This is a genomic window from Streptomyces sp. NPDC048696 (genome assembly GCF_043198895.1).
Taxonomy (GTDB): Bacteria; Actinomycetota; Actinomycetes; order Streptomycetales; family Streptomycetaceae; genus Streptomyces.
In genome coordinates this window covers 107,961-127,298 of record NZ_JBICVJ010000003.1, presented here as the reverse complement: position 1 = coordinate 127,298, position 19,338 = coordinate 107,961, and the positions used below count along the sequence as shown (strand labels likewise).

The 19,338-nt window shown below is 69.7% G+C and carries 16 protein-coding genes and 1 tRNA gene; 8 read left to right on the top strand and 9 right to left on the bottom strand.

The window, feature by feature from the left end:
• Nucleotides 1–67: 67 nt before the first annotated feature.
• Both ACGFRG_RS06725 and ACGFRG_RS06720 read left to right on the top strand, forming a co-directional pair.
• Nucleotides 68–607, top strand: a complete 540-nt coding sequence (locus ACGFRG_RS06725) for a Pycsar system effector family protein (protein WP_361428717.1) — start codon at nucleotides 68–70, stop codon at nucleotides 605–607.
• A 534-nt stretch (nucleotides 608–1,141) separates the two neighbouring features.
• Entirely contained in the window at nucleotides 1,142–1,666 is a 525-nt protein-coding gene (locus ACGFRG_RS06720) for a hypothetical protein (protein ID WP_393261989.1), read from the top strand.
• Between the two features lie 96 nt (nucleotides 1,667–1,762).
• Here the strand turns inward: ACGFRG_RS06720 and ACGFRG_RS06715 are convergent, their stop codons facing one another.
• On the bottom strand, nucleotides 1,763–2,215 hold the full coding sequence (locus ACGFRG_RS06715) for a DoxX family protein (RefSeq protein WP_361428721.1): 453 nt from the start codon (nucleotides 2,213–2,215) through the stop codon (nucleotides 1,763–1,765).
• 158 nt (nucleotides 2,216–2,373) lie between these two features.
• Here ACGFRG_RS06715 and ACGFRG_RS06710 point away from each other — a divergent pair, with 158 nt between their 5' ends.
• On the top strand, nucleotides 2,374–3,642 hold the full coding sequence (locus tag ACGFRG_RS06710) for an amidohydrolase family protein (protein ID WP_393261986.1): 1,269 nt from the start codon (nucleotides 2,374–2,376) through the stop codon (nucleotides 3,640–3,642).
• Nucleotides 3,643–3,745: 103 nt separating this feature from the next.
• Nucleotides 3,746–4,678 carry an FkbM family methyltransferase gene (locus tag ACGFRG_RS06705; protein WP_393261984.1) on the top strand — a complete coding sequence of 311 codons (933 nt, stop codon included), beginning with the start codon at nucleotides 3,746–3,748 and terminating at the stop codon, nucleotides 4,676–4,678.
• A gap of 87 nt (nucleotides 4,679–4,765) precedes the next feature.
• Here ACGFRG_RS06705 and ACGFRG_RS06700 read toward each other — a convergent pair whose 3' ends face one another.
• The 5 genes from ACGFRG_RS06700 to ACGFRG_RS06680 form a co-directional block, all read right to left on the bottom strand.
• The gene (locus ACGFRG_RS06700) at nucleotides 4,766–5,527 is read right to left on the bottom strand and encodes a glycosyltransferase family 2 protein (protein WP_393261982.1); all 762 of its coding nucleotides are present in this window, start codon (nucleotides 5,525–5,527) and stop codon (nucleotides 4,766–4,768) included.
• Between the two features lie 4 nt (nucleotides 5,528–5,531).
• On the bottom strand, nucleotides 5,532–6,320 hold the full coding sequence (locus ACGFRG_RS06695; RefSeq protein WP_361428726.1) for a GntR family transcriptional regulator: 789 nt from the start codon (nucleotides 6,318–6,320) through the stop codon (nucleotides 5,532–5,534).
• Nucleotides 6,321–6,668: 348 nt separating this feature from the next.
• The gene (locus ACGFRG_RS06690; RefSeq protein WP_393261979.1) at nucleotides 6,669–10,700 is read right to left on the bottom strand and encodes an AAA family ATPase; all 4,032 of its coding nucleotides are present in this window, start codon (nucleotides 10,698–10,700) and stop codon (nucleotides 6,669–6,671) included.
• Between the two features lie 597 nt (nucleotides 10,701–11,297).
• Nucleotides 11,298–11,371, bottom strand: a tRNA-Pro gene (locus ACGFRG_RS06685).
• A 78-nt stretch (nucleotides 11,372–11,449) separates the two neighbouring features.
• Nucleotides 11,450–12,379 carry a metallophosphoesterase gene (locus tag ACGFRG_RS06680; protein WP_393261976.1) on the bottom strand — a complete coding sequence of 310 codons (930 nt, stop codon included), beginning with the start codon at nucleotides 12,377–12,379 and terminating at the stop codon, nucleotides 11,450–11,452.
• A 189-nt stretch (nucleotides 12,380–12,568) separates the two neighbouring features.
• On the opposite strand from ACGFRG_RS06680, the gene ACGFRG_RS06675 reads away from it, so the two are divergent.
• Nucleotides 12,569–13,033, top strand: coding sequence for a GatB/YqeY domain-containing protein (locus ACGFRG_RS06675; protein ID WP_361428756.1), 465 nt, complete (start codon nucleotides 12,569–12,571; stop codon nucleotides 13,031–13,033).
• A 181-nt stretch (nucleotides 13,034–13,214) separates the two neighbouring features.
• Here the strand turns inward: ACGFRG_RS06675 and ACGFRG_RS06670 are convergent, their stop codons facing one another.
• The gene (locus ACGFRG_RS06670; RefSeq protein WP_393261973.1) at nucleotides 13,215–15,470 is read right to left on the bottom strand and encodes a transglycosylase domain-containing protein; all 2,256 of its coding nucleotides are present in this window, start codon (nucleotides 15,468–15,470) and stop codon (nucleotides 13,215–13,217) included.
• 407 nt (nucleotides 15,471–15,877) lie between these two features.
• Here ACGFRG_RS06670 and ACGFRG_RS06665 point away from each other — a divergent pair, with 407 nt between their 5' ends.
• A complete protein-coding gene (locus tag ACGFRG_RS06665; protein WP_361428760.1) occupies nucleotides 15,878–16,246 on the top strand; it encodes a WhiB family transcriptional regulator in 369 nt (122 codons plus the stop codon).
• Nucleotides 16,247–16,357: 111 nt separating this feature from the next.
• Here the strand turns inward: ACGFRG_RS06665 and ACGFRG_RS06660 are convergent, their stop codons facing one another.
• Both ACGFRG_RS06660 and ACGFRG_RS06655 read right to left on the bottom strand, forming a co-directional pair.
• The gene (locus ACGFRG_RS06660; protein WP_361428809.1) at nucleotides 16,358–17,650 is read right to left on the bottom strand and encodes an ArsA family ATPase; all 1,293 of its coding nucleotides are present in this window, start codon (nucleotides 17,648–17,650) and stop codon (nucleotides 16,358–16,360) included.
• 2 nt (nucleotides 17,651–17,652) lie between these two features.
• Nucleotides 17,653–18,615 (bottom strand): ArsA-related P-loop ATPase, encoded by a 963-nt coding sequence (locus ACGFRG_RS06655; RefSeq protein WP_361428762.1) that lies wholly within the window; start codon nucleotides 18,613–18,615, stop codon nucleotides 17,653–17,655.
• A gap of 72 nt (nucleotides 18,616–18,687) precedes the next feature.
• Between ACGFRG_RS06655 and ACGFRG_RS06650 the strand changes: the two genes are divergently transcribed.
• Nucleotides 18,688–18,849 (top strand): DUF4177 domain-containing protein, encoded by a 162-nt coding sequence (locus ACGFRG_RS06650; protein ID WP_003975360.1) that lies wholly within the window; start codon nucleotides 18,688–18,690, stop codon nucleotides 18,847–18,849.
• Nucleotides 18,846–19,313, top strand: a complete 468-nt coding sequence (locus ACGFRG_RS06645; RefSeq protein WP_361428764.1) for a RidA family protein — start codon at nucleotides 18,846–18,848, stop codon at nucleotides 19,311–19,313. Before ACGFRG_RS06650 ends, ACGFRG_RS06645 begins: the two co-directional genes overlap by 4 nt.
• The last annotated feature ends 25 nt before the right edge of the window (nucleotides 19,314–19,338 follow it).

The following is a 19,338-nucleotide window of genomic DNA, read 5'->3' as shown; positions in this document are numbered from 1 at the left end:
GGCACCACGGCCGCCTCGCACGCCGGGGCGGCCGCCTGTTGACACGGACGAAAAGAGTGGGGGAGGCGTGATCACACCCGGAGACGGTGCAGACACGGACCCGGAGACCTATACGGCGACCGACCGCGGTGCGGCAGTTGCCAGGGTCCTGCTGTCCGAAGCCCGTGAGGAACTAGTGAGGGCCGACAACAAGGCCGGCCTGATGCTGGCGTCCCTGGGAGCGGCCTTGACCGCTCTGCTCGGCGCGATCGGCAGCGACATCATCGCCCCACGGCACTACCCGGTCGTCCCACGCCTCCTCCTCTGGGTGGGCTGTGCCGCCTGCGTACCAGCACTCGGGTTACTGGGCCTGGCCGTGATCCCACGGCTCGGCACCCCCCGGAGCTCCCGCACTCACTACTTCGGCGATGCGAGGCTGGCCGTGTCGGTCGCACACCTGGAGTGGATGGTCCGCCGCACCGACCTCGTATCCAGGGACCTGAGCCAATTGGCGACGCTGTCCCAGATCGCCTGGACCAAATACCGCTGCATACGCCACGCACTGGCCTGGGGCACGGCCTTTTGCGCCCTCACCCTGCTGGGCATAGTGACGGGAGCGTCGACCTAGCGATCAACCCGCGGGGAGAGGGCCAGGCTGTCCGAGCGCAACGCGCTCAGCGAGATCCGCTCACTCCCCACGCCCGCCGAAAAGCAGCTCAAGCTTGGTTTCCCTTGCGAGGAAACCAAGCCTGAGCTGGTCTTGCAGCTGTCGAGGTGGCGGGATTTGAACCCACGACCTCTTCGTCCCGAATGAGGTTCGGAACCTTCCGACCAGGGACATGCGGTTGCCGCGCAGGTCAGGATGTCGGGAGAAAATGGTCTCGTGTGGCGTCGGCGGGAACGGCTTCCTTGATCCACTCCCCGCCCACTCCCGAACTTTCGCCTTTGCGCGGCTTGGTGACGGCATGCCGTGCTTGATCACCTCCGATAGATGGCAGTGATCCGTGTCGCACAACGCATGCAGGGAGCCTCTGGCCTGTTCGCGTGCGGCGTGTCACTCTGCCGCTCGCCCGTTGAAGGGCCCTGTCTTGCGCAGCGTCCCCGGCCACTCGCGGGCACCCGAACCGGGTCACACGTCGTCCCGACAGGCAAGGAGATGACCATGAGCGACCGCAATGGGAGTGAGCAGTCCGGGAACCCTCAGCGCCAGGGCACAGTGGTGTACGACGCCGCAACGACCCCAGCTGATGGAGTCGTTCGGCGGCCTCACATCGCGCGGGGGCAAAGCGCCACCGATCGAGCCGCAGCCGCGTGCCTTCACGCCGGCATCGAGTTGAGCCGGGCCGAGCTCGTGCCGACCGGAGGTGCTGCGCGGGCCGCCAATGGTGTTCGGCTGTCCCGGCAGGCTCTCGCCGAGCTCGCCAAGAACGCTCCCGATCCCGCGGCCGACGCCCGCGGCGCGAGGAATGCCGCGGCTGCCGCGGCCGTCGCCGCCCAGGAGGCTCGATCCCATGGCGGGGCGAGTGAGCTTTCCGAGGCTGCGTATCGTGCGGCGATCAAGGCATCCCAGGCCGCAGGCGCCGCTGCGGGGAGTGAGGGGTTGGGGCGGAACGACACCCTGAACGCCGAGGCGGACGCGGCCGAGGCCGCCGCCGTCGCCGCGGCTGTGGAGGCGGGCTGGATGTAGGGGCGGCCCGCCCCGACTGCCACCTGTCCGGACGTCGGACGTCGGATGCCGGGTGCTCCTCCGGTGTGCGGTGCCCGGCGTCTGACCCCCACCCCCCTACCCCCCGAACAACCCCAACGCGTCGTCCACCGACCAGCTCTGCCAGCACACACCGAACAGCCCGACCGCGGAGATCAGCGCCATCATCAGGTTCTGCCCCTGCTCCGCCCAGTCGTGGATCATCAGGGCGAAGTAGATCAAGCTGAGTACGAAGCCGCTGACGAGCGCTATCGGCGTCAGGAATCCAGTGGTCAGGCCGAGGCCGAGGGCCAGCTCGGCGTAGGCGACGACGTACGCCATCAACGTCGGACGCGGCTTCACCACCAGGTCGAAGCCGCGGCGGACGAAGGGCCAGCGGTGCTTCTCCGCTATGCCCGCGGCCCAGCGGATGCCGCCGCCCGCGAACCACTGCTTCTTGTCCTTGTGGCGCCAGCTCTCCAGCCACCACAGCCCCAGGCCGATACGGAGCACCGCGAGCCACTGTGGGCCACTGAGCCAGATCGTCCGCATCTTGGTCCCCTCGCCGCGCGCTGAACTGATGGGTCGTCAGTTCAGCGCGCCCCGGCTCGCCCCGCAAGAGGTGCGGCGGCTCTCGATTCGCCCTTGTCGTCTAAGGGGCGACCCCATACCCTGAAACCGAAAACCTGATGGGTCGTCAGATCTCGCCGGTGAGTCGGCAGGCAGTCTGGGGGTACACGGTGGTCAGCGACGTGGGCGGTACCAGGGAGCTCCCCAAGGTCATCAGCGTGGACGATCACGTGATCGAGCCCGCGCATCTCTTCGCGACCTGGCTTCCGGAGAAGTACCGGGACAAGGGCCCGAAGCCCTTCACCGCCGGGATCGGTGATCTGCAGTACGTCGGGGGGAAGTACCGGTTCACCACCGACCCGGCGGGACAGATCACCGACTGGTGGGAGTACGAGGGGCTGCTCTTCCCGTACAAGCGGATCATCGCCGCCGTCGGGTTCTCCCGGGACGAGATGACGCTCGACGGGATCACCCGGGACCAGATGCGGCGGGGCTGCTGGGACCCCAAGGCGCGGCTCGCCGACATGGACCTCAACCACGTCGAGGCCAGCCTCTGCTTCCCGACCTTTCCCCGGTTCTGCGGGCAGACCTTCGCCGAGGCCAAGGACAAGGAGGTCGGGCTGGCCTGCGTACGGGCGTACAACGACTGGATGGTGGAGGAGTGGTGCGGGGACAGCGGCGGTCGGCTGATCCCGCTCTGCCTCATCCCGCTCTGGGACATCGACCTCGCGGTCGCCGAGATCAGGCGCAACGCCGCTCGTGGCGTGCGCGCGGTGACCTTCAGCGAGATCCCGACGTACCTGGGGCTGCCGTCCATCCACTCCGGCTACTGGGACCCGTTCTTCGCGGTGTGCCAGGAGACCGGCACGGTCGTCAACATGCACATCGGCAGCAGTTCGCAGATGCCCGCCGCGTCCCCCGACGCGCCGCCCGCCGTACAGGCCTCGCTGAGCTTCAACAACGCGATGGCGTCGATGATGGACTTCCTGTTCAGCGGTGTGCTCGTGAAGTTCCCGCGCCTCAAACTCGCGTACAGCGAGGGGCAGATGGGGTGGATCCCTTACGCCCTGGAGCGCGCCGACGACGTGTGGGAGGAGCACCGCGCCTGGGGCGGGGTGAAGGACCTGATCCCCGAGCCGCCCTCGACGTACTACTACCGCCAGATCTTCTGCTGCTTCTTCCGCGACAAGCACGGCATCGAGTCGATCGGGACCGTCGGGGTCGACAACGCGACCTTCGAGACCGACTACCCGCACGTCGACTCGACATGGCCGCACACGAAGGAGGTGGCCGCCGATCACGTCGGCGGGCTGCCGGAGGATGTGGCGTACAAGCTGTTGCGCGGGAACGCGATTCGTATGCTGGGCCTGCCGTTCGACCAGGAACGGACGGCCGCAGCCACCGCCTGAAGCCCGGTGCCGCGAGCGGGGGGCGGGGGTGCCGGGGGCGCGGCTGCGGGGCCACGGCTGCGGCGCCACGGCTCGGCCGGCACCGCGCGCGAAAGGCAGCAGGATGGCGAATCCCGTTTCAGAGGCCCTGGTCACCCTGGGGCGCGGCTATCTGCGCCGCGCTTCCGGCCCTCCGCTTGCGCTCGCCAAGGCGTCGCTCGCCGCGCGCCATCTCAATTCCCACCTCATGGATCACCCGCGTCGACGGGTCGTCGACACCGCCTTCGGGGCCAGGTTCGCCGTCGACACCACGGACTTGATCCAGCGGTACATCTACCTGTTCGGGGTGTGGGAGCCGCACATGACAGCCTGGCTCCGGCGTCGGCTGCGGCCGGGGGACGGCTTCGTCGACGTCGGGGCGAACATCGGCTACTTTAGTGTGCTGGCGTCGCAACTCGTCGGGGAAGCGGGGCGGGTGACCGCGATCGAGGCGTCGCCGCTGTTCCACGGGCGGCTTCTGCGGCACGCTCGGCTCAACCGGTGCGGCAACCTCCGCGCGGTCAACACCGCTGTCTCCGACAGCCACAAGACGCTGGAATTCGTCCTCGCCAGCTCGCACAACATGGGTGCGAACAGCATCGTCCCGTACGACGGCACCGCCGAGTCCACTTTCGAGATCGAGGCGGTGCCGCTGCCGGAAGTGCTCGAACCGGCGGAGATCGCCAACGCGCGAGTGATCAAGATTGACGTGGAAGGCGCGGAAGGCGGAGTCGTGCGAGGCATGGTCCCCATGCTCGACCTGATCCGACCTGACGCCGAGATCACGGTCGAGGTCACCCCTGACCGTATGGCGCAACTCGGCGATTGTGCCGATCAGTTGTTGGAGACAATGCGGAGCCACGGCTTCAACGTGTACCGGCTGGCCAATGAATATTCTCCGGAAAGCTACTCCGAAGCACTGCGGCGCGCTCCCCGAATCCCGGTGCGCCAGCGGGGGCCAATCGTGGGTGAGAGCGATCTGATCTTTTCGCGCGTCGACGCGGACACGCTTGCCTGAACAGCTCAGCACTTGAACACCTGAACAGCCGCCTGGCGTCACGTGGCCTGGCGTGATCCCCGGCCTGGCCCTTTTACGCGCTATCGATCAACCCGTAGCGGTATAAAGCCAGTTGAACGACGCCAGCGCCCGCGCCCGGGACTCGATGACCGCCATACGGGCGTCCCGCTCGGCGGCGTCCGTGTGCGTCGCCTGGCTGGTGGCCTGGCCGGGCCACTTGCGGTAGAGCAGGCCGACCTCGGATGAGAACCACCCGCGGCTCGTGGCGTTCAGGGCGAGCAGCAGCCCCGTGTCCTCCGAGGCCGGCAGGGCCATCCAGCCGCCGAGCGCGAGGAGCAGGTCCCGGCGGACGAACAGCGTCGCCGGGTGGACCTGGGCGCGGAAACCGTTCGCCTTCCAGTGGTCGAGGACCGCGCCGCGCTCGATCGCGCCCGGCTCCGGGTCGCCGGGGAAGCCCACGTGGGAGCCGTCGGGCAGCAGGTCCAGGACGCGTGAGGTGGCCCAGCCGAGGGCCGGGTCGGCTTCCAGGGCCGCGAGATCGCGTGCCAGCGCGCCCAGGGGCAACTGGTCGTCGGCGTCCAGGATCTTGACGTACTCGCCGTCCGCGTGGGCGAGGGCGATCGTGCGGGTGACGCCCGGACCGCCGGGGCGCCCCTGCCGGAAGGTCACCCGTTCGTCGTCGAGGGGGACATGCGGAGCGACGTCGTCGCTCTGGCCGTCCTGCTGGATCACCCAATGCCACTCCCAGCCCTCAGGGAGATCCTGTTCGCGGATCGACTTGTACGCGTCCGGAAGGAAGTGGGCGGACGGGCCGTGGACAGCGGTAATGACCGTGATGCGCCGGCGCACGGCGTCACCACCTTTCCAGGGGAGTGGTGAAGAGCAGTTCCGTGCGGTCGCCGGGCAGCGTGACATCGGTGATGTCCACCACCCGCTCGTCGACGTCGATCGTCGTCTTGCGGAGGATCAGGACGGATGTCCCGGGCGGCAGCTCCAGCTCCTCCGCCTCCTCGGGGGTCGGCGGTCGGGCGGTGACCCGCTCCTGTACGCGGTCGACCTCGATCCCGACGGTGTGGAGCTGGTTCTGTGTGCCGCCCGGCCACGGCTCCTTCGTCTCGTCGAGGAGGTCGGGGTTCCCCTCGATCAGGCAGCGCGGGATGTACGAGGTCACCAGGCTGAAGGGGGCGCTTTCGGCGGCGTACCGCGTCCGATAGCTGCGCTCAAGCAGGACCGTCCCCTCGGGAACGCCGAACGTTTCCGCGAGCTTCCGCCCCGCCTTGATCTCCCGGTAGGCCGCGAAGAAGACGAGGTCGTCGGCCTTGAGGCCGGTGTCGTGCTCGGTCGCGCCCGTCTCCAGCCGCTCGGTCACGGGCTTGCGTGCCCGGTCCTTCTCCCATTGGTGGCGGGCGTTGTCGCGCAGCGCCGAGGTGCGGGGGCGACGGACGAAGTTGCCCCGGCCGTGCTGCTTCTCGATCAGGCCCTCGTCCCGCAGCAGCCGGAGTGCGTCGCGGATCGTCGGCACGCTGCGCCGGTAGGTCTCGGCGAGCTTCGTCTCCGGCGGCAGACGGTCTCCGGGCCGCAGCTCACCCGCGCGGATGGACCGCCGGAGCTCGTCCGCGATCCGCTCGTACGCCACTGCCATGGGCGCTCACCGTCCCGTTGTCCGACGATGATCAGCGTACGACTCCTCAAGAGGTCCTGACGAGTGGAGAGAGTGGAGAGGGGCGGGCGGGGCGGCCGCACCCGCACTTCCCGGGATTGCGCACGGAGCATTAGGCGCGCGCGGCTATTGCCTTTGGGGTGGACCAATTCTCTGCCGCATCGAAAGGCGCAGGCAGGCTATAGGCATCGGCCATAGAAGCGCCCGACCGCTGGCGACGGGGGATGCGCCAGCGGTCGGGCTGCGACCAACAGTAACAACGCTGCTCGCGCTGCGGGAATGGACTCCTCCACCGTATCGGCGACTTGTGATCGGGATCACACGGCGTGATTACTGGTCGCAAGGAGGCGTATACGAGAGGCGAGGCAGATTCTCGTGCCATTTCTCCGGCGTCAGGACGCCCCGAGTGGTCGAGCAAATACGGCTGATGGCCTCATCGGCGTCCAAGTTCCACAGCCGGACCGTATCGCTGCCGCTCGACACCCCGAGCATGTGACTCTGGGGACTGAACGACAGGAAATTGCCCGTCTTGGCGTTGGGGCTCATCGACTGACCGATGGGAGCGGCCTCGGACGGGTGGCCGACGTTCCAGAGCCGGACCGCGTTGTCGTTGCCGCCGCTCGCCAGGGTGCGGCCGTCCTGGCTGAACGTCAGGGACACGACCGCTTCGGTGTGGCCGGTCAGGGGTGAGCCCAACCGGGCAGCCTTGAGCGGGTCGGTGATGTTCCAGAGGCGGACCGTGTCGTCGTCGCTGCCGCTGGCCAGCGTATGGCCGTCCGGACTGTAGGCCAGTGCGTTGATGGGGCCGAGGTGTCCGGACAGCGGCGCGCCGAGCGGGGAGACCTGACGCGGGTCGGTCACGTTCCACAGCCGGATGGTGCCGTCCGCGCTGCCGCTGGCGAGAGTGCGGCCGTCCGGGCCGAAGACCAGGGAGTTGACGTAGCCCGTGTGGCCGGAGAGCGGTGTGCCGAGCGGGAGCGGCCGGGCCGGGTCGCCCACGTCGTACAGCTGAATCGTGCGGTCGTCGTAGTCGGCCGCCAAGGTGCGGCCGTCCGGGCTGAACGCGAGCGCGTCGGGGCCGGAGAACCGGGTGCGCAGGGCGATGGGCGACCCGTAGGGCCTGGGCCGGGCCGGGTCGGTGACGTTCCACAGCTGCACCGCGCTGCGTGTCATCTGCACCGCGAGTGTGCGGCCGTCGGGCGAGAACGTCAGCGAACGTACGTCGCCGTCCCCGGGCGTGAACGGCGCGCTCAGTGACACGGGCCGGTTGGGAGTCTGCACGTTCCACAGCCGAACCCGGTGATCGCGCGCGGCCGTGGCGAGCACCCGTCCGTCCGGGCGGAACGCCCCGATACGGCCGATCATGTCCGACGTCGGTATCGACCACAGCCGGACCTTGCTGTCGCCGCTCCCGGTGGCGAGGGTGCGGCCGTCGGGGCTGAAGCCCAGGGCGTACATCTCGCCGCTGCTCCCCGCGAGGGGCTCGCCGACCTGCGACGGGTAGGCCGGATCGCTGACGTTCCACAGGCTCGCCGTGCTGTCCGCGCTGGCGGCGGCGAGCTTGCTTCCGTCGGGGCTGAAGGCCACCGACCAGATGGGACCGGTGTGGCCGGTGAGCGGGGTGCCGAGCGGTGCCGCCTGACGGGGGTCGGCGACGCTCCAGAGCCGGATGGTGTCGTCCGAGCCGCCGCTGGCCAATGTGCGGCCGTCGGGGCTGAAGGCCACGGAGTGCACTGTGCCCGTGTGGCCGGTCAGCACCGTGTCGAGCGGCACCGGCCGCAGCGGATCAGCGGTGTCCCACAGCCTGATCGAGCCGTCGTCGCCACCCGCCGCCAGCGTCCGCCCGTCAGGGCTGAACGCCACGCAGCGCGCGGCGGCGGTGTGGCCGGTCAGGACGCCGAGGGCGTTCGGCCGGCGCGGGTCGGCCACGTCCCACAGCCGAACGGTGCGGTCCTCACCGGCGGAGGCCAGGGTGCGTCCGTCCGGCCTGAAGGCGAGGAGGTAGATCGTGCCGTGGTGGCCGGTCAGGGGAGCGCCGAGCGGCTGCGGACGGCCGGGATCGCGTACGTCCCACAGCCGGATCGTGCCGTCGTCCGAGGCGCTGGCGAGGGTGCTGCCGTCCGGGCTGAAGACCGCGCTGCTCACCCAGCTCGTGTGGCCGGTGAGGGGCGGGCCCAGCGGCTTGGGCCGGGCCGGGTCCGCCACGTCCCACAGCCGGACGGTCCGGTCGTAGCTGGCGGTGGCCAGGACCCGCCCGTTCGGGCTGAACGAGGTGAGGTAGACGGCTCCGGTGTGGCCGAGGAGCGGGGTGGCCAGCGGAGCGTTCACGATCGAGATCAGGCGGTTGTTCGTGCCCTGGTTGTCGGGCCGCAAGTGGTGGGCGACCAGGGCGAGCTGAGCGGAGAGCGACGGGTCCGTGTGCTGGGCCCGGTCGGCCTCGGCGACCACCTGCTCGAACACGGCGTCGTCCCGCTGCTGCCGGGCGACCCATGCCGCACAGACGGCCAGTACCGCCAGGACGACCAGGGCCGATATCGCGCTGCGGCTGATCCAGACGGTGCGCTTGCGCAGCCTGACCGAAGCGGCCAGGAACTCCTTGGCGCCCCGGGTCAGGAAGGTGTCACCCGCAGACTTCGCCCAGGTATGGGCCTGTTCGAGGCGAGAGCCCCGGTAGAGCAGCGAGGTGTCCCGCTTCGAGTCCTCCCAGGCCCGGCCGTCCTCCTCCAGCCGCTGGCGCAGCAGATGGTCGTTGCGGTCCTCGTCGATCCACTCGCGAAGGCGCGGCCAGGCGTGGAGCAGCGCCTCGTGGGTGATCTCCACGGTCTCCGCGTCGAGGGTCACCAGACGGGCGCGCACCAGCGCTTCGAGCGACTCCTCCGTCCTGTTGGGGTCCGTCGACTCCTCCGCGAGCTGGCGCCGCGTCCCCCGTCTACGGGTGGCCTGGGTGTCCTCGCTCAGCTTGACCAGCCTGAGCAGGAGCAGTCGCGCGGCCGTGCGGGCCGCCGGGTCGAGGCTCGACCAGGCACGCTCGGCGGTCGCCGCCACGGCGCCCTGGATTCCGCCCGCCGCGCGGTAGCCGGCCAGCGTGAGCCGTCCCGCCTTGCGCCGCTGCCAGGTGGCGAGGAGGGCGTGGGAGAGGAGCGGAAGCGCCCCCGCGTCGTGCACCCCTCGGGGGCCGTCGGCGCTCACTTCCCGGACGATCAGCTCCGCGAGCCCCGGTTCGAGTTCCATGCCCACGGCCTTGGCCGGGCCGGTCACCGCTTCCCTCAGCTCCGCGGTGGTCAGCGGCCCGAGCACCATGTGCCGGTGCTGCAGCGCGTCGGCCAGCTCGGGATACCCGAGGCACCGCTCGTAGAAGTCGGCGCGGATGCCGAGCACGACGAGCAGGGGGGCCGGGTCGCCGGAGCATGGGGGTCCCCCCTGCTCGACCGGAGTCGAGAGCTTGGGGGAAGGCGTGCACGCGGCGTGGAGGAGCTGGACGAACGTACGCCGGCTCGTCTCGTCGGCGCAGAGGGTGAACGTCTCCTCGAACTGGTCCACGATGACGACCGGAGCGGCGGGAGAAGAGGTCTCGCGCCGCGCCCATGCCGCGACGGCCTCCCGCACCGCGTGCGCGAACTTCGGAGTACCGGGCTCCTGCGCGCCGGAGACGACGGGTGCGAGCTCGGGTATTCGGCGCGTCAGCTCCGCGAGCGGATCGCCGCCCGGCACGAGCTGGAGTACCTGCCGCGCCTGCTTGTTCTGGCCCCTCGGCCCGCCGTTCTGCAACGCGGGCACCAGCCCGGCGTTCAGCAGCGAGGACTTTCCCGCTCCGGAGGCGCCCACGAGCATGACCAGGCCGCCCGTCTTCTCCGCCGCGCGGAGCTGAGCGACGAGGGCGTCCCTGCTGCGCTCCCGGCCGAAGAACCACCGGGCGTCCTGCTGACGATACGAAGCCAGGCCCCGGTACGGGCACACGCCACCGGGCACGGTGACGGCTTCGACCGGAGGTTGTTCGTCCTCTTCCGCGGGGGACACGGGGCGATCACCGACCGGGTCGGCGACCGCGCGCTCCCACAGGCGCTGCCAGTGCGCCAGGTCGTACAGGCCCGTGGACACGGGCGCGGGCCGCGAGCGCCGCGCCTCGGGAATCAGGACGTGCAGCACGACTGCGAGGGCGGCGAACTGGGCAGGCACATTCCGGGCCCGTCGCCAGTCGCTGATCCGCTGCGCGGACACCCGTACGGGCCGCCCTCGTTCGTCGACCCGCTGAAGCCGGACGACCGCCTCGGCCACGCGCTTGAGAGGAGGGTTGCCGGCCTCCGTGTACAGCAGCGCGAGACGTTCCGCGAAGGCTGTGCGTGCCCCTGAGTCGGAACTCAAGGTTCCACTCCTTACTTCCCCCGCACCTGAACATCCGGACCGGAAAACCCACCCTATACGGCTGACCTGCGGCTAAGCCGTGAACTCACTGCCAGGGACTCCTCCGTGGGAGCCGTAACTGGCAGGATCTCGACGCAGCAGCGCACCAACCGGGCGACGCCCGGACAGGCCACCGGCCCGGCGCTCGAAGAGACAGCTCATGATGCCGCATGTTCTCGGCCAGCTTCGGTTCGGAGCCACGAGACGGCGGCGACGGCCCCGCCGCGTGAGTTCGAGGATCCGTGGAGCTCGGCCCCATGCGGGGAGCCGGCGCGTCACCACGGGTCGGGCATTCCGACGCCGACAGTGTGGTCCGGCACCGGTCCCAACAGGGGAGGGACTGGCGCCGGACCCACACCGTCAGCCGGTGAATGCCCCGGCCGGTCGCCGAAGGCACCGGCAGCAGCGACGCAGAAGAGGCCGTTCCCCGATGAGGGGAACGGCCACTTCTGCGTCTGCCGGGTGCGACGGGCCGGCGCGACGGGCGGTCGGCCCGGAAACACAGGTCAGGCCCGGCACTGATCTCTCAGTACCGGGCCTGACCTGGTCCTACAGCTGTCGGGGTGGCGGGATTTGAACCCACGACCTCTTCGTCCCGAACGAAGCGCGCTGCCAAGCTGCGCTACACCCCGATGTCGCCCGTTGTCCTGGCGACGTCGTTTACTTTAGCCCACCGGCGGCCGGAGACGAAATCCGGTTTCGGGGGGCCGTCAGGGGCGGGGTGTCAGGGTCAGGAGGGTCGCCTCGGGCGGGCACGCGAAGCGGACCGGGGTGTAGCGGTTCGCGCCGCAGCCCGCCGAGACGTGCAGGTACGAGCGGTGGCCGCCCGACTCGTGGGTGGACAGGCCCTTCACGCGGTCCGTGTCCAGGTCGCAGTTGGTGACCAGGGCGCCGTAGAACGGGATGCACAGCTGGCCGCCGTGGGTGTGGCCGGCCAGGATCAGGGGGTAGCCGTCGGCCGTGAAGGCGTCCAGAGTGCGCAGGTACGGGGCGTGGACCACCGCGATCGACGCGTCCGCGTCCGTCTCGGGGCCGCCCTCGACCAGCCCGTACCGGTCCCGCTTGATGTGCGGGTCGTCCAGGCCCGTGAACGCGAGCTCGAAGCCGCCGGGCAGCTTCAGCCGGCCCCGCGTGTTGCTCAGGCCGACCCAGCCCGCCGCGTCGAACGCGTCCCGCAGGTCCTCCCACGGGTTGTGGACGACGCCGACGGCGGGCGGGTTGCCGTTCAGGCCGTGCCTGCCCTGGGCCTTCTCCAGCAGGTAGCGGGCTGGGTTGCGCAGCTTGGGGCCGTAGTAGTCGTTCGAGCCGAAGACGTACACGCCCGGGAACTCCATCAGCGGCCCCAGTGCGTCCAGGACCTCCGGGACGCCCTCCGGGTCCGACAGGTTGTCGCCCGTGTTGACCACGAAGTCCGGGCGCAGGCCCGCCAGCGACTGGATCCACGCGCGCTTCTTGCGCTGGCCGCTCACCATGTGGATGTCGGAGATCTGCAGCACCCGCAACGGACGCGCGCCGCGCGGCAGCATCGGTACGGTCACCCGTCGCAGCCGGAACGATCGGGCCTCGAAGCCGATCGAGTAGGCGAGGCCGGCCGCCCCGACCGCCGTGATTCCCAGGGGTACTCCGTATCGCGCGCGCATGCGCCCATCGTTGCAGACGGGTGACGGGCGTACGGCCACCGGCAGCGGCGGCCGCTCTCGCCGGAGAGGGGCGTACGTTCACCGGCCGCGGCGGCCGCCCCTCGCCGGAGAGCACCCGCGACCCGCCCGTACCCCTTCCGCCCGAAACTCGCACGCGCCCCCGCGCCGCCACCTGACACACTGGGGCGTATGACCACGCTCAAGGCCACGCTCAAGGACGACCTCACCACCGCCATGAAGGCGCGCGACGAGCTGCGCTCGTCCACGCTCCGCCTGACCCTCACCGCCATCGCCAAGGAGGAGGTCGCGGGCAAGAGCGCGCGCGAGCTCTCCGACGAGGAGGTGCTGAAGGTCATCGCCAAGGAGGCGAAGAAGCGGCGTGAGGCGGCCGACGCCTTCGAGCAGGGCGGCCGGGCGGAGTCGGCGGCCAAGGAGCGGGCCGAGGGCGAGATCCTCGACGCGTACCTGCCCAAGCAGCTCTCCGACGACGAGCTGAACGCGATCGTGGCGGACGCCGTCACGGAGGCCAAGGCCGGTGGGGCCGAGGGGCCGCGCGCCATGGGCGCCGTCATGAAGATCGTGAACCCGAAGGTCGCCGGACTCGCCGACGGCGGCCGGGTCGCCGCGACCGTGAAGCGCCTCCTCGCGGGCTGACCCGCAGCCGTAGACGGTAGGTAAGTACGTAAGAGGGGGGCGCCCGGTTTTCCCGGGTGCCCCCTTCTTACGTGTCTTACGTGTCTTATGTGCCTACGTGCCTACGTGCCTACGTGCCTACGTGTCTTATGTGCCTACGTGCCTACGTGCCTACGTGCTCATCGCGACGCGGGCCCGACCCCTACGGCCAGTTCCCGCCGATCGCCCCCGTGTCCCCGCCGATCATCCCCGGCGGGATCGAGATGCCCGGGTTCGGCGGGACCGTGACGCCGCCGCCCGGCTTGTTGTCGCCGCCGCCCGGGCGGTGCTTCTTGCCGCCGCCCCTCGGCTTGGCGGCGTTGTCGTCGCCCGCCGGGGGGTTCTCCTTGCCCTGCGGGTCGGGGATGTTGACCGTCACGAAGCTGGGGGACGGCTGGCCGCTCAGGGCGCCCGTCATGGCGTCCTTCCAGATCGGTCCGGGGACCTGGCCGCCGTACACCTTCTCCTGGTACTGGCCGCCGATCGTGATGTTCTCCATCTCGACCTTCTGCGTCGGGCTGCCGACCCACACCGCGCCCGACATGTTCGGCGTGTAGCCGACGAACCAGGCGTTCTTGCGCTGGTCGGTGGTACCGGTCTTGCCCGCGTTGTCGCGGTCCGACAGACCGGCCAGGGCGCCCGTACCGGAGTCGGTGACACCGCGCAGCAGCGTGTTGACGGCGTCCGCCGTGTTCTGCGACATCGCCTGGCTGCACGAGGTCTTCGGCACGGGCAGCGCCGTGCCGTCCGCCTTCTTGATCGACTCGATGGCGACCGGCGTGCAGTACGTGCCCCGGTTGGCGAAGGCGGCGTACGCGCTCGCCATGTTCAGCGGGGAGATACCGGTGGAGCCCAGCGTCAGTGCCGAGGGCACCATCGGGAGCTTCGTGCCGTCGCCCTGCACCACGTGCAGCTTGTCCGTCATCTGCGCGACCGGGCACATGCCGATCTCGCCGAGCATCTGCACGAAGTACGTGTTGACCGACTTCTCCATCGCGGTCTTCAGCGGGTACGGCCCGTGCTCGGACTCGTTCTCGTTCTGCAGCTGCTCGTTGTTGGTGTTCACCCACGGCTTGGCGCCGCACGTCTGGACGGTCGCCGGGTAGTCCATCTCGTACGGCGACGGGTACTGCTGCGTCGGCGGCTTGCCGCCCTCGATCGCGGCGGCGGCCAGGAACGGCTTGAAGGTCGAGCCGACCGGGAAGCCGAAGTTCGAGCCGCCCATCTGCTTGTTGACCGAGAAGTTGATCTGGGTCTCGTTGGCCCCGAAGCCGTACGGCCTCGACTGGCCCATCGCCATGATCTTGCCGGTGCCGGGCTGGACCAGCGTGACGGCGGTGGCGACCTTGTCCGTCTGGTAGACGTGGTCCTTGATCGAGGCCTGGGTGGACTGCTGGGCCTGCGGGTCCAGGGTCGTACGGACGGTCAGGCCGCCCTGGTTCCAGAGCTTGGCCCGCTCCTCCTTGGTCTTGCCGAAGACCGGGTCGGAGAGGAAGACCTCGCGTACGTAGTCACAGAAGAAGCCCGCGCCGCTGACGGCCGTGATGCAGCCGTTCTTCGGCTTGGAGACCTTCAGCTTGATCGGCACGGCCTTGGCGCGGTCGGCCTCGGCCTGCGAGATGTCCTTCTTGTCGGCCATCCGCTGGAGGACCACGTCGCGGCGCTTCTTCGCCTCGGTGGCGTCGTTGACGGGGTCGTAGCGGCTCGGCGACTGGACGATGCCGGCCAGCATGGCGGACTCGGGCAGCGTCAGGTCCTTGGCGGGCTTGGAGAAGTAGCGCTTGGCCGCGGCCTCGATGCCGTAGGCCTGCTGCCCGAAGAACGTGATGTTGAGGTAGTTCTCCAGGATCTTCTTCTTGCCGAGCTCTTCCTCGACCTGGATCGCGTACTTGAGCTCCTTGACCTTGCGGCCGAGCGTCTGCTGGGTGGCCTCGGCGACCTTGTCGGGGTCGTCGCCGGCCTCCTCCACGAAGACGTTCTTGATGTACTGCTGGGTGAGGGTCGAAGCGCCCTGGGCCACCCCGCCCGACGTCGCGTTCTTGTTGAGCGCGCGCAGCACGCCCTTGAGGTCGATCGCGCCGTGCTCGTAGAAGCGCGCGTCCTCGATCGCGACGATCGCCTTCTGCATGTACGGGGAGATGTCCGCGAGCGGCACCACCGTGCGGTCGCGCGAGTAGATCGTCGCGATCGCTCCGCCCTGGGAGTCCAGGATCGTGGTGCGCTGACTGAGCGGCGGGGTCTTGAGATTGGCGGGGATCTCGTCGAATCCGTCGACCGTGCCCTTGGCCGCGAGCCCCAGCGCGCCGAACGCCGGCAGCGCGATCCCCGCGAGCACGGCTCCGGCGAGCACACTCACCCCGACGAACTTGGCGGCCTGCTGGGTCCCGGTCAGACCACCGCCCGAGCGCTTCTTTGCCATGAGGGCAGCCTACGTTCTGATTCGCCGGACACGGGTCAATGCTCTGGCCTAAGCTGCGCTCAACTGTCACAGCAGTGCGGTTGCGCATCAAGTCGATGTTTATGGCTGTCCGGCTCCCGGACAAGCAGGCGATTGCCCGCAATCGCTGTCCGTTTACGCCTCATGCGTCATCAGGCGTCCGTTGTGGCTCAACTGAAACGCCCCGGTTTGCCGGGATTCTCACGCATGTCCCCAGCTCACTCCGTTGGGTGATCTGCCGCGTACGCATAGTCCGTTCGGGCCATTCAAGATTGGGCCCGAAGGGGGTGTTGCGCTGTGCCCACCTTCCGTAACGTCCTCAACTGGCAGCGGTGAATATGCCTCTGCCGCCGTGGGGGAGCCTCGATTCGGGAGAGGACGGCGCCGGCATGGGCTGGGTAACCGACTGGAGTGCGCAGGCAGCCTGCCGCACTACCGATCCGGACGAACTGTTCGTACAGGGTGCGGCTCAGAACAGGGCCAAGGCGGTGTGTACCGGATGCCCGGTACGGACCGAGTGCCTCGCGGACGCACTGGACAACCGCGTCGAATTCGGCGTGTGGGGCGGAATGACGGAGCGGGAGCGGCGCGCACTGCTGCGCAGGCGACCCACCGTCACTTCCTGGCGCCGTCTTCTGGAGACGGCGCGTACGGAGTACGAGCGCAGCACGGGCATCCTGTCCGTGGGCGTCGACGACGACGAGGCGTACGTCTATCGACCACACGCCGTGGACGAGACCTACGCCGCCGTGGGGTAGGCCGTGGAGTAGCCCACGACGTCGTACCCGCCGTACGACATGTACGCATACGACACGTACGTAGCGCATCGTCCTGACGCTGACGCGTACGGACGGACGCTTACGTACGGATCAGACAGCTCCGGCCTTCTCGTTCTGGGTCGCGAGCCGTTCCCCGATGGCCCGGAGCCCGGCGAGATCGTGTACGTCGCCGGGCAGGGCGGCCACTTCGGCCACCGGGACTTCGGGGTGGAGCGCGGTGAAACGGTCGCGCGTGCGCTGTTCGCGTGCCAGCACCTGCATCCGCTCTGCGTGCAGGCGCAGCAGACCGGCGGTCAGCCGGTCGACCGACACGCCGTCGGGTCCGGTGGTGGAAGGGGGGACTTCGGGAGAGGAACCACCGGTGCCACGCTCCTCAGCCTTCCCGTCCCTCTGATCGACAATGCGGCCGTCGACAAGATTTTCCCCATCGCCGTCGGCGGGGCCCCTCTCGCGCTCCTCGTCGAGGCTCTCCGCCGCCGCCAGCGCCCGCTGCGCCGAAAGCCGGGCCGCGCCGCTGCCGTGCACCCGGTTGAGCACGAGACCGGCGAGCGGCATCGAGTCGGCCGCGAGCCGTTCCACGAAGTACGCGGCCTCGCGCAGCGCGTCCCGCTCCGGCGCCGCGACCACCAGGAAGGCCGTCCCGGGCGCCTGGAGCAGCCGGTACGTGGCGTCCGCGCGGGTGCGGAAGCCGCCGAACATCGTGTCCATCGCCGCCACGAACGTCTGGACGTCCCGCAGCAGTTGGCCGCCGAGGAGCTTGCCGAGGGTGCCCGTCATCATCGACATGCCGACGTTGAGGAACTTCATCCCGGCCCGCCCGCCCATCTTGGCGGGGGCCATGAGCAGCCGGATGAACTTGCCGTCCAGGAACGACCCCAGCCGCTTCGGCGCGTCCAGGAAGTCGAGCGCCGAGCGCGAGGGCGGGGTGTCGACGACGATCAGGTCCCACTCGTCGCGCGCCCGCAGCTGGCCCAGCTTCTCCATCGCCATGTACTCCTGCGTGCCCGCGAAACCGGCCGACAGGGACTGGTAGAAGGGGTTGGAGAGGATCGCCCGGGCCCGCTCGCCATCCGCGTGCGCCTCGACGATCTCGTCGAAGGTCCGCTTCATGTCGAGCATCATGGCGTGCAGTTCACCGGCGCCGTCGACGTCCTTGACCCGGCGCGGGGTGTTGTCGAGCGAGTCGATCCCCATCGACTGGGCGAGCCGGCGGGCCGGGTCGATGGTCAGGACGACCACCTTGCGGCCGCGCTCGGCGGCCCGCAGCCCCAGCGCCGCGGCGGTCGTCGTCTTGCCGACCCCGCCGGAGCCGCAGCACACCACGATCCGCGTCTTCGGGTCGTCGAGCAGAGGGTCGATGTCCAACGGCGCGGCCGTGTCCATGCTCACTTGCCCACCCCGGAATTCCGCAGCTCGACGGCCAGGCGGTAGAGCCCGGCCAGGTCCATTCCCTCACCGATCAGCGGCAGTTCGTGCACCGGCAGCCCCAACTCGCCCACCACCCGCCGCTGTTCCCGTTCCAGCTCCACCCGCTCCGCGTGCTCGGCGGCCTCCTGGAGCAGCGGTGTGACCAGCTTGGCCGAGCCGGTGACCCCGGCGCGGGTGAGCGCCTTGGCGACCTCCTTGCGCCGGTCGCCGGTGACGCCCCGGACCGCCTCCTCGTCCAGCAGGTGCGGGCGGACCATGTTCACGATGACGGCGCCGGTCGGCAGCTCGGCGGCGCGCAGCTCGGCGATGCCGTCGGCGGTCTCCTGGACCGGCATCTCCTCAAGCAGCGTCACCAGGTGCACGGCCGTCTCGGGCGACTTGAGGACGCGCATCACGGCCTGCGCCTGGTTGTGTATCGGCCCGATCTTGGCGAGCCCGGCGACCTCGTCGTTGACGTTGAGGAAGCGGGTGATCCGGCCGGTGGGCGGTGCGTCCATGACCACATGGTCGTACGCGTACCGCCCCTGCTTGTCCTTACGCCTGACGGCTTCGCACGCCTTGCCGGTCAGCAGGACGTCGCGGACGCCCGGCGCGATGGTGGTGGCGAAGTCGATGGCGCCGAGCTTCTTCAGGGCGCGGCCGGCCGAGCCCAGCTTGTAGAACATCTGGAGGTAGTCGAGCAGGGCCCGCTCGGCGTCGATCGCCAGCGCGTACACCTCCCCGCCGCCCGGCGCCACGGCGATCTTCCGCTCCTCGTACGGGAACGCCTCCGTCTCGAAGAGCTGTGCGATGCCCTGTCTGCCCTCGACCTCGACGAGGAGCGTGCGCTTGCCCTCCGTCGCGAGGGCGAGCGCGAGGGCAGCGGCGACCGTGGTCTTGCCGGTACCGCCCTTGCCGCTGACGACCTGGAGCCTGCTCACACAGTCGAGCCTAACCAGTCGCCCGACGGCCTACGCATGAGGCTGCCTCCGGCAGCGGCTACAGTCGGCCACATGACCAAGTGGGAATACGCGACCGTGCCCCTTCTCGTGCACGCGACCAAGCAGATTCTGGACACCTGGGGCGAGGACGGCTGGGAGCTGGTCCAGGTCGTTCCCGGGCCGAACAACCCCGAGCAGCTGGTGGCCTACCTGAAGCGGGAGAAGCAGGCATGAGCGGTGCGGTTGAGGCGAAGCTGGCCGAGCTCGGCCTGACGTTGCCGGAGGTCGTGCCGCCGCTGGCCGCGTACCAGCCGGCCGTGCGGTCGGGTGTGTACGTGTTCACGGCCGGGCAGCTGCCCATGGTCGACGGGAAGCTGACGCTGACCGGCAAGGTGGGCGCGGAGGTGACGGCCGAGGAGGCGAAGGACGCGGCGCGTATCTGTGCGCTGAACGCTCTCGCGGCGGTGAAGTCGGTCGCGGGTGACCTTGATCGCATCGCGCGCGTGGTGAAGGTCGTGGGGTTCGTCGCCTCGGCGAGCGACTTCACGGGGCAGCCCGGCGTGATCAATGGTGCGAGTGAGCTGCTCGGCGCGGTCCTGGGCGACAAGGGTGTGCACGCCCGCAGCGCGGTCGGCGTCGCGGTCCTGCCGCTGGACGCGCCGGTCGAGGTCGAGATCCAGGTCGAGCTGACGGAGTAGTCGCGGCGGGTGGGGGGCGTGGGTT

Excerpts from the sequence above, each read along its gene's own strand:
- ACGFRG_RS06720 (WP_393261989.1), top strand. The coding sequence starts at position 1,142 with ATGAGCGACCGCAATGGGAGTGAGCAGTCCGGGAACCCTCAGCGCCAG.
- ACGFRG_RS06715 (WP_361428721.1), bottom strand. The coding sequence starts at position 2,215 with ATGCGGACGATCTGGCTCAGTGGCCCACAGTGGCTCGCGGTGCTCCGT.
- ACGFRG_RS06705 (WP_393261984.1), top strand. The coding sequence starts at position 3,746 with ATGGCGAATCCCGTTTCAGAGGCCCTGGTCACCCTGGGGCGCGGCTAT.
- ACGFRG_RS06695 (WP_361428726.1), bottom strand. The coding sequence starts at position 6,320 with ATGGCAGTGGCGTACGAGCGGATCGCGGACGAGCTCCGGCGGTCCATC.
- ACGFRG_RS06680 (WP_393261976.1), bottom strand. The coding sequence starts at position 12,379 with ATGCGCGCGCGATACGGAGTACCCCTGGGAATCACGGCGGTCGGGGCG.
- ACGFRG_RS06675 (WP_361428756.1), top strand. The coding sequence starts at position 12,569 with ATGACCACGCTCAAGGCCACGCTCAAGGACGACCTCACCACCGCCATG.
- ACGFRG_RS06670 (WP_393261973.1), bottom strand. The coding sequence starts at position 15,470 with ATGGCAAAGAAGCGCTCGGGCGGTGGTCTGACCGGGACCCAGCAGGCC.
- ACGFRG_RS06665 (WP_361428760.1), top strand. The coding sequence starts at position 15,878 with ATGGGCTGGGTAACCGACTGGAGTGCGCAGGCAGCCTGCCGCACTACC.
- ACGFRG_RS06660 (WP_361428809.1), bottom strand. The coding sequence starts at position 17,650 with ATGGACACGGCCGCGCCGTTGGACATCGACCCTCTGCTCGACGACCCG.
- ACGFRG_RS06650 (WP_003975360.1), top strand. The coding sequence starts at position 18,688 with ATGACCAAGTGGGAATACGCGACCGTGCCCCTTCTCGTGCACGCGACC.
- ACGFRG_RS06645 (WP_361428764.1), top strand. The coding sequence starts at position 18,846 with ATGAGCGGTGCGGTTGAGGCGAAGCTGGCCGAGCTCGGCCTGACGTTG.